Raw genomic sequence first — 6,610 nt, 5'->3', positions numbered from 1 at the left:
TGCTGGCCTTTTTCATGCCTTTAAAATCAATATATCCAATAAAAACAATATAGTAAACATATGGATAACAGCGCCTAAGAGCGCCAAAGCACGCTATAGTGTGGTCAACGTGTGGACATTTTTACATTACTGTTTTTCCTTTTAGTGGATTATATGAGATGGCATCTTGTAAAAAATCAGGAGCAAAATGAGCATAGGTCAAGGTTTGCATTAATGAACCATGACCTAATATTTTTTGAAGCGTAATAATGCTACCCCCGTTCATCATAAAGTGGGTTGCAAACGTATGTCTTAAAGAATGTACGGCTTGCCCTTTAGGTAATGAGGGTTTGGCTTCTTTTAGTAATTGGCGAAATAAAGAATATTTAACACCAGAAAATAGCAGTCCTTTTTTATTTTTACATATAAGGTCTGCAACTTCTGGCGATATAGGCACAATCCTCGCTTTACCTGTTTTGGTATAAGTAAACCGAACTTTATTTTCAATTACATGCTCTCTTTTTAATTTCATTGCCTCTCCCCATCTAGCTCCCGTACTTAGACACAAAACTGCTATGTTGTAGTTGTCACCTGATAGCTTGGATAAAAATAATTTAATATCTTCATTAGTTAGATAAGACATTTCGGGCACTTGTTCTTTCAGCCCCTGAAAACCAGCTAATGGGTGATTACCATGATAAAGATTAGTTTTGATAAGATCTGAATATATCCCCCTTAACGCTGTTATTTCCCTATTGACCGTTGATGCTTTAATTCCTTTTGCCTGTCTTATTTCCGCATAGATATTAACTCGACCTATAGTCACCTGAGATGAAATCGGATCTGATAACCCCGCGCAAACTCGCTCTGCTTTTTTTCGCTGATTAATGCCATGTACAGCGTTTTTGCCAAACAGATCCCACCATTGTGATATCAGCTCGCTTAACTTTCTTTTATCAGCTAGTTTTGGCTTCCAAGCTTTTTCAGAGTAATTTGCTAAGGTGTAACGCTCAAAAGCAATAGCTTCATGTTTTTTATTAAACTTCCTTCTGATCCGCTTTCCATTGCGCCCAGTAGGTCTAATGTCCACTTCATATCGACCATCTTCGAGTTTCTTAATTGACATAAGAAATCCCTCCAATGGCTGAAAGACTTAGCGAATCAATAAATTCGCAAAAATCTTGATGTATTGTTAACCAGTTTTCTTTTCTGAATGGGATGAGGTTGTTGTTTCTGGCCCATTGTGTGCGAGAGCCGGTGCGATTTGACCAGCTTCGGGATCGGTCTCATCAAACATGAACCAGTTCATATATTTTCTAAATCGAGATATAGAAAATAGTTTTGTTGCTGCTTCTAAAGACATATTCATTTTCCCTGATTCATACCCATGGTATGTATGGTAATTAATCCCTGTTAAATCAGACATTTCCTTTAATTTTAATCTTTCTGATTCTCTTATTAGTTTTAGCTTTTCACTTTTCGAGCTTGACATAATTTTGCGGATCCTCTAAATTTTACTTGATACGAAACAACCCCGTATCGCTACGAGGCGCTAAAGAGCGCTTGAGAGCGCTCACGATTAAAGAGGTTATCAGATGTCGAAAGAAATCGAAATTCCTAAAGGTGGTTCAGAGTTTGTCACCGAGACAAAATTTGCTGGCTATATCGGTAAAACGCCTAAAGCCGTCTCAGATATGCGCAAAGATGGCAAGGTGCCATATGTTGAACTTAAGCACCCAGATAATAATCGCGGCGAGTATTACATTGACGTAACTGATTGGAATAAAGGCTTACGTATGGCACGTGAAAAAATGCCAAAAGAGCTACGTGATGGTTGGTTAATTTGGTTGGGATTAGGTGAACCTCAATGATTAATCAATTAATCCAGATATCAACTCACAGCTTTAAATATCGTGGCTTTCTAATCGTTAAGTTACCGGCTAAAGCTATGAATCCAGTAACCCGCTATCACGTTCAACGAAATGATGATTCATTTGGTTTATTTGATTCAATGAGTGATGCAAAAAAATACATAGATTCATTATTTGTAATTATCGATGAATTTCCATTCTATCCACTAATAAAGGGTTAATAAAATGACTCAATTACAATTTCAGCAACACAAACATAAATTAACGAGTTCATCATTTAATGAACACAAACGAAATAAAAAACGCCAATTATCGTTAATGGATAAAATTTTAATGATTGGCGGTATTTTATTCTTTTTATATTTATTCTCGGCAGCTATTAAATAATAGTGAGGGTTAAAAATGGAAATCAAAATAGAAATGTCAGAACCAAAAGAATTTAATAAAACAAAAACTGCATGCTCTGATGAGTTTAGTGTTATTAAAAGACTACGTGCGTTATCAGCAGCAAAGCATGATATTAAACAAGATATTATATCCGTCATGAATAAAGCCATAGTTACCTATGGTTTAAGTCCTCTAGATGTTGATTTTATTATCTGTGAGTTAAGTAGTGACGTAAGAGAGGCTTATGCTGAAAATGCATTGGGAACAAGAGGTAAAGGTATACATTGCATGAGTGATATTCCATTGGATGATAACATCCCATTTTAGGGGGTTGATATAGAACATGGGAACTACGGCAATTGAGTTAGTTAAAACAAAAAAGCTTATTGAATCACTCGATAATGTGAAAACTGATGATGTGCCAGTAAAGAATGTAATAACTAGGCACTACGAAAATCACGGTGACAGCTTAGAATATCGCGTGAATGAGTTGAATAAAGCTGCTCAATTAAGGACAACCGTTTTTCATTCAAATAAAGAATGTCCAGATAATAAAGAGCTTTCCGGATTTATTGAGTATCTAAGATTAAGTGATGAGAGAATGCTTAATATGATTCTTTATTTAGCCGAAATTAATAGTGATAAACATCATTTAGGTTTTGAAGAATTTAATAAAGAGGAAATGCAATCAATTATTTCAGCAATAAATCAAATTAAAGCACTTACGGCGCTATTCCCTAAACATATTGCCATGCCTATTTAAGGTAAAGAAACAAAATTAATGACGTTAACGCGTCAGGGATTTCTACATTCTAAATCTGAGGGTTTGATAATGAAAAATAAAGAAATAAAACCAATATTAATCGGTGCTGATCCTGCAACGGGTAAACATGATTATTCCGTTGTCGCTATCAGTATTAAAGCTATTCGCGAGGATGAGAGAAAAGCCATGTTTGATAAATTTTCCTCTCGCCTTGAAGCCATCGCGTGCAAGCTCATCAACGAAAAATTGAATGATGAACAAATTCACCAGTTATTAGTTGGTGAGTCTGAACATTACTCAAATCTGGCCGCGGAGCTGGACCATGTCTAAAGAAATTGACCACGCTAGCGAGCACGAAATGCTCATGCGTGAGCAACAAATCAAAACCATTACTAATCGTTTAGTCAGTGTTTCAGCTTTTGAATGTGAAGACTGCGACAAGCCTATTTCAGAAGCACGCCGCATTGCATCACAGGGTTGCACTCGCTGCATTGATTGCCAAACGATTTTTGAGCTTAAAAGTAAACATTATCGGAGCGTGTGACGATGAAAAGAAAACATGAGCTCAAGCTAGCTCCTCATTACTTTCATCTCGTTCAAGATGGTTTGAAAACAGCCGAGTTTCGCCGTGCTGATAGAGATTTTCAGGTAGGTGATGAACTATTTTTACGTGAATTCAATTCAATCAATAGACCTTATGCCAGTTACACCGGCAATGCTATTTCATGTCTCATCACTGACATCACAAAAATTAATGAGGTTTACCCAGAGTTAAGGGCATTACCTCCTTTTGTGATGATTTCATTTTCAGTTATTCGAATTGAGGATAATTATCGTGGCTAAATCAAATAAAACTATCCTCAAGTGGGCTGGCTCTAAAGTTCGTATCATGGAGCAATTACGCCCGCACTTACCAAAAGCAAAACGGTTAGTTGAGCCGTTTGCTGGTTCATGCGCTGTGATGATGAACACGGACTATGAGCAGTATTTAATTGCGGATGCTAATCCTGATTTAATTAACCTATATCTCATGGCTCAGTCATTGCCTGTGCAGTTTATGCCAAATGCTGAATATTATTTTCAGACATTTAATCAAGTAAAAAGCTATTACGAAATAAGAAACAAATTTAACACAACTAAGAAACACATGACTCCAGAAGGAATGGCTGTCAATTTTTTGTATTTAAATAGGCACTGTTACAACGGACTTTGCAGATATAGCGAAAAAACAGGTTTTAATGTTCCTTTTGGTAATTACAAAAAACCGTATTTTCCAAAGGAAGAAATAATAACCTTTGCTGTTAAATCTCAGGATGCCATCATCACTTGCCTTGAATGGCAAGATACACTTTCATTAGTTGAATATAGTGACGGTATCTATTGTGATCCGCCATACATGGGCGGGAGCGATAGCTTCACTCAATATCATACAGCCGGCTTTACCTATGCTGACCATGAAGCGTTAGCGATTGCATTAAAAGATATTAATGATAGCCAAGGCAATCCGATCACCGTTTCTAATTCCCCGCAAGCTAAAACACTTTACGCTGACCTTGGTTTCACTATTCATGAAATAGAAGCACCGCGCACAATTGCAGCTAACGGTAATCGTAAATTAGCTATTGAAATTATCGCTGTTTTAGAGGGGGTTAAGTAATGATGCTTGATCCTATCAATGGCGTTTACATTAGCGGCACACGCTTTGCTATTCAGCGACATGTTGATACAGAAAATAATAAAATTATCTGGCGGTTGCTGTCATATAACCGCCGCAATCGTTGTTATAGCCTTGTTTGCTGTCATTCTGATCCGTGGATGCTGGCAATTGATTTAGTTTCTTATCATGTTCAAAACGTTAAAGGGCGAGGTATTAAAACATTAGATGTTTATCGTGAAGCGGTAGATATCATTTCTCGCCGGTGTGAAACTGCTATTAATCTTTTAAGACCTGAAACATTAGGCGGGGCTCTTAATGTCTAAGGTATTAGATTTCACCACGTTACCGCTGACTTATACCGCGGATATGGTATTCCCTTATCCGTGGAATAAGCCAAAAGATAATGATTACTATAAATCTGATATAGAAAGACCGCTTACCCGTGAACAAATTGTTCAGGGGCAAGCGATTTTAAGTGATATTCAAACCTTGCCGCGCGTTCTGCGCTATCGCTATCAAAAACACTGTGACAATTTATTAAAAGAAAGTGGCCTACGTAAAGCCTACGACTTTTTATATTACCGTTTCCATCAGCAGATATGGCAAAGATTGCTAGTTATCAATGCACGTTATGAAATTGAAACAAAAGCATTATTAACAATTTCAACTCGTTTATCGCCTGATGTTAGCCAATATAACCGGTTATTTGATTTGAATGATAAATCGGTAAAAAAGTTGGCTGAAATTATTGCTGTCGGTTTCTCTAATTTGTATGAAATCTATTGCGATAAGTTTACAGAACAGAATAACGGTGATCGTGAAGTTATCTATCAAGATTCTGTACAAACAGAAATTTACGGGCGTTTGGCTGAGTTGGTGAAAGGGTTACATGTTGCACCGCTTCATTATAAAGCTTACCGCCGAGTTTTGAAAAATCGCAAAAGAGGCAAAGGTAAACAAAATCTAGAAATTCGAAAAGTGATAGCGGCTGTACAGCGCTTGGTTAATGCAGACTTTTGGTGTCGGAAGTTAAAAGCCCACCGCACTCAATGGTTAGAAGCCTTAATGATTGCCAATATGGATGTTTGCCAGAATCGCAACCCATATGCGAGTAAACAGGCTATTCGCGCAGTGCAAGCGCAGCGTTTGTCTAATATGCAATACCTACAAGGCATGGATATTCAGGATGTTGAAACCGGTGAACGCTTTGATCTGTTCGATAAAGTTATGGCGAGTGTTTCAAATCCTGAAATTCGCCGCATGGAACTTATGGCTCAAATGGCGGGGATTGAACGCGTAGCGAAAGAACGTGGTGATATTGGAATGTTTATCACTATGACTTGCCCGTCAAAATACCACCCAACAAAGCTACGTAAACGCAAAAAAGACGTGATCGCAGTACTTAACAGCAAATGGAAAAATGAGGCCTACACACCAAAGGACGGGCAACAGTACTTAGTCAAAGTTTGGTCGCGTATTCGTTCGGCATTTAATGACAATAACATTAATGTTTATGGTGTTCGGGTTGTCGAACCGCATCATGACGGCACACCACATTGGCACATGCTACTTTTTGTTGATAAGGCAAGTAGGGCTGATGCCATTGATATTATGCGCAAGCGTGCATTAAAAGAAGATGGTGACGAGGCTGGCGCACATAAATACCGTTTTGAATGTAAACACATGAACCGCGGTGGTGCAGTAGGCTATATCGCAAAATATATCGCTAAAAATATCGACGGTTACGCCCTTGATGGTGAGATAGACCACGAAACCGGCAAAGATTTAAAAAGTATGGCGGCAGCAGTTACCGCGTGGGCTTCAACTTGGCGTATACCACAATTTCATTTCTATAAACTCCCATCAAAAGGTGCCTATCGAGAGTGCCGTCGTTCTTGTTTGCGTGGCGTTTCTATTGCTGATCAGCTTGGTGAAGTTGCAGAGCGAGTGCGT

Annotated in this window: 13 protein-coding genes; 11 read left to right on the top strand and 2 right to left on the bottom strand. The window is 38.1% G+C overall.

Going from position 1 to position 6,610, the window contains the following annotated elements:
- Nucleotides 1-121 precede the first annotated feature (121 nt).
- Both PR725_RS21375 and PR725_RS21370 read right to left on the bottom strand, forming a co-directional pair.
- Nucleotides 122-1,105 carry a phage integrase gene (locus PR725_RS21375; RefSeq protein ID WP_272570400.1) on the bottom strand — a complete coding sequence of 328 codons (984 nt, stop codon included), beginning with the start codon at nt 1,103-1,105 and terminating at the stop codon, nt 122-124.
- A 66-nt stretch (nt 1,106-1,171) separates the two neighbouring features.
- Entirely contained in the window at nt 1,172-1,471 is a 300-nt protein-coding gene (locus tag PR725_RS21370) for a helix-turn-helix transcriptional regulator (protein ID WP_272570399.1), read from the bottom strand.
- A 103-nt stretch (nt 1,472-1,574) separates the two neighbouring features.
- Between PR725_RS21370 and PR725_RS21365 the strand changes: the two genes are divergently transcribed.
- From PR725_RS21365 to PR725_RS21315, 11 genes are all read left to right on the top strand, one after another.
- A complete protein-coding gene (locus PR725_RS21365; protein WP_272570398.1) occupies nt 1,575-1,850 on the top strand; it encodes a Cox family DNA-binding protein in 276 nt (91 codons plus the stop codon).
- Nucleotides 1,847-2,071: a hypothetical protein gene (locus tag PR725_RS21360; RefSeq protein ID WP_272515510.1), complete on the top strand. Its 225-nt coding sequence runs from the start codon at nt 1,847-1,849 to the stop codon at nt 2,069-2,071. The genes PR725_RS21365 and PR725_RS21360 overlap by 4 nt, the downstream gene beginning before the upstream one ends.
- 4 nt (nt 2,072-2,075) lie before the next feature.
- The gene (locus PR725_RS21355; protein WP_155405729.1) at nt 2,076-2,237 is read left to right on the top strand and encodes a TetR family transcriptional regulator; all 162 of its coding nucleotides are present in this window, start codon (nt 2,076-2,078) and stop codon (nt 2,235-2,237) included.
- Between the two features lie 15 nt (nt 2,238-2,252).
- Complete coding sequence (locus PR725_RS21350; RefSeq protein ID WP_210843171.1) at nt 2,253-2,564, top strand: hypothetical protein; 312 nt, start codon at nt 2,253-2,255, stop codon at nt 2,562-2,564.
- 16 nt (nt 2,565-2,580) lie between these two features.
- Entirely contained in the window at nt 2,581-3,000 is a 420-nt protein-coding gene (locus tag PR725_RS21345) for a DUF5347 family protein (protein ID WP_048606889.1), read from the top strand.
- A gap of 69 nt (nt 3,001-3,069) precedes the next feature.
- Nucleotides 3,070-3,330, top strand: coding sequence for a DUF2732 family protein (locus PR725_RS21340; protein WP_272570397.1), 261 nt, complete (start codon nt 3,070-3,072; stop codon nt 3,328-3,330).
- Complete coding sequence (locus tag PR725_RS21335) at nt 3,323-3,544, top strand: TraR/DksA family transcriptional regulator (protein WP_272570396.1); 222 nt, start codon at nt 3,323-3,325, stop codon at nt 3,542-3,544. The genes PR725_RS21340 and PR725_RS21335 overlap by 8 nt, the downstream gene beginning before the upstream one ends.
- A 2-nt stretch (nt 3,545-3,546) precedes the next feature.
- The gene (locus PR725_RS21330; protein WP_048606884.1) at nt 3,547-3,843 is read left to right on the top strand and encodes a DUF3850 domain-containing protein; all 297 of its coding nucleotides are present in this window, start codon (nt 3,547-3,549) and stop codon (nt 3,841-3,843) included.
- Entirely contained in the window at nt 3,836-4,657 is an 822-nt protein-coding gene (locus tag PR725_RS21325) for a DNA adenine methylase (protein ID WP_272515512.1), read from the top strand. The genes PR725_RS21330 and PR725_RS21325 overlap by 8 nt, the downstream gene beginning before the upstream one ends.
- Nucleotides 4,657-4,980, top strand: a complete 324-nt coding sequence (locus PR725_RS21320) for a DUF5405 family protein (protein WP_094961855.1) — start codon at nt 4,657-4,659, stop codon at nt 4,978-4,980. The genes PR725_RS21325 and PR725_RS21320 overlap by 1 nt, the downstream gene beginning before the upstream one ends.
- Nucleotides 4,973-6,610, top strand: a 1,638-nt coding sequence (locus tag PR725_RS21315; protein ID WP_272570395.1) for a replication endonuclease, incomplete at its 3' end; no start/stop codon positions are given. The genes PR725_RS21320 and PR725_RS21315, both read left to right, overlap by 8 nt.

The sequence above is a fragment of the Providencia sp. PROV255 genome, from assembly GCF_028478065.1.
In the GTDB taxonomy this organism is placed as follows: domain Bacteria; phylum Pseudomonadota; class Gammaproteobacteria; order Enterobacterales; family Enterobacteriaceae; genus Providencia; species Providencia rettgeri.
The sequence above is the reverse complement of the archived record's forward strand: the minus strand, read 5'-3'. Positions and strand labels throughout refer to the sequence as shown.